The organism is Achromobacter sp. (genome assembly GCF_036567245.1).
GTDB lineage: Bacteria > Pseudomonadota > Gammaproteobacteria > Burkholderiales > Burkholderiaceae_B > Achromobacter.
This window is the reverse complement of record NZ_DATCUY010000401.1, coordinates 1-1,721: the sequence shown is the minus strand read 5'-3', so window position 1 is coordinate 1,721 and position 1,721 is coordinate 1. Positions and strand designations below refer to the sequence as shown.

2 protein-coding genes are annotated in these 1,721 nt (G+C 68.2%); both read left to right on the top strand.

Annotated features, from left to right (window positions below; translation table 11 throughout):
• Positions 1-123: 123 nt before the first annotated feature.
• Positions 124-549, top strand: a complete 426-nt coding sequence (locus VIR09_RS17050; protein ID WP_013394740.1) for an OsmC family protein — start codon at positions 124-126, stop codon at positions 547-549.
• Positions 550-679: 130 nt separating this feature from the next.
• On the top strand, positions 680-1,721 hold a 1,042-nt coding region (locus VIR09_RS17045; protein ID WP_332013945.1), incomplete at its 3' end, for an Nramp family divalent metal transporter.

Sequence of the window (1,721 nt, the reverse complement as noted above, 5' to 3'; positions counted from 1 at the left end):
CCCCCCCCCGCCGTATCATCGGTCATGCCAACCCAGGCAATGCGCTCCGCCCCAGCCGGCGGCCCGCGCCCTCCCACACCGGCCGCGCTCGCGACGGGCGCGGCCCTTCTACAGGAGTCACGCATGAAGAAAACCGCAACCGCCCATTGGTCCGGCGACCTGAAGACCGGCAAGGGCACGATCTCCACGCAAAGCGGCGCGCTCAAGGAACAGGCCTACGGCTTCAACACCCGCTTCGGCGACACCCCGGGCACCAATCCCGAAGAATTGCTGGGCGCGGCCCACGCCGGCTGCTTCACCATGGCTCTGTCCAACATCCTGGCGGAAGCAGGCATGGTCGCGCAAAGCCTGGACACCAAGGCCGAAGTCACGCTGGACAAGGTGGACGACGGGTTCTCGATCACAGCCGTCCACTTGACCGTGGAAGCCGTCATACCGGGCGCCAGCGCCCAGGCCTTCGAGGACGCCGCCCGCAAGGCCGAGAAAGGATGCCCGGTGTCCAAGGTGCTGAACGCCAAGATCTCCATGGACGCGAAGCTCAAGTCCTGATCCGCGAGACGGCCCATGGCCTGTCCCGCAAGGGCGGCGCCATTGGGCCGGCCTATCCCCTGCTTGCCCAAAATCAATTTGACGGTCTGCCCCTCCAAGAGGATGATGAGAATCATTCTCAGGAGCGAGCATGAGCCATTTCATCTACGCGATATCCGGCGGCAGGACTGCGCTGGCGCAGGACGTGCAGGTGTCGGCCGGACTGCGCCGCATCGCCGGCCCCGGCATCCTGGTGGCCGTGGGCTATATCGATCCGGGCAACTGGGCCACCGACATCGCCGGTGGCAGCGGCTTCGGCTATGGCCTGCTGCTGGTGGTGATCACCTCGGCCCTGCTGGCGCTGGGCTTCCAGATCCTGGTATCGCGCCTGGCGCTGGCCACCGGCGAGGACCTGGCCACGCTGACCGCCCGCCACCTTTCCCCGCGCCTGGCCAGGACGGCCTGGCTGGCCGGCGAGGCGGCGATCCTGGCGACCGCCCTGGCTGAACTCATAGGCGGCGCGATCGCGCTGCGCCTGCTCTTCGGACTGCCGCTGATCGCAGGCGTGGCGATCACCGGCGTCGGCACCTTCGCCGTGCTGGCGCTCACGCGCGGCAACGCCGACAAGCATGAACGCTTCATCGCCTTGCTGTTGTCGGTGGTCGCCATGTCCTTCGTGTTCCTGCTGTTCAAGGCCAATCCGGCCTGGACGGAAGTGGCGCATGGCGTCACGCAGACCGGCCGGGCGCTACGCGACCCGCAGGGCTTCCTGATCGCGCTCGGCATCCTGGGCGCCACCCTGATGCCGCACAACCTGTACCTGCATTCCGGCTCGCTGGCCCAGCGCGCGCAGCAATTGCCGCCGGCGGCGCGCGACCTGGCCATGCGCGTGGCGCGCAACGACACCGTGGTATCGCTGGGCCTGGCCATGCTGATCAACGCTGCCATCATGATCGTCGCCGCCGCCTCGCTGTCGGGTTCGGGCATCATCGTGTCCAGCCTGGATGATGCGCATGCCGTGATCGGCCAGACCTTGGGCATGGGCGCGGCCATCGTGTTCGCCGTGGCGCTTTACGCCGCGGGGCAAAGCTCCACCATCACCGGCGTGCTGGCCGGACGTATCCTGTCCCAGGGCTTCCAAGTCCGTAGCGGCTGGTCCGACCGGCGCCGCGCCCTGGCGACGCGGCTGGTGG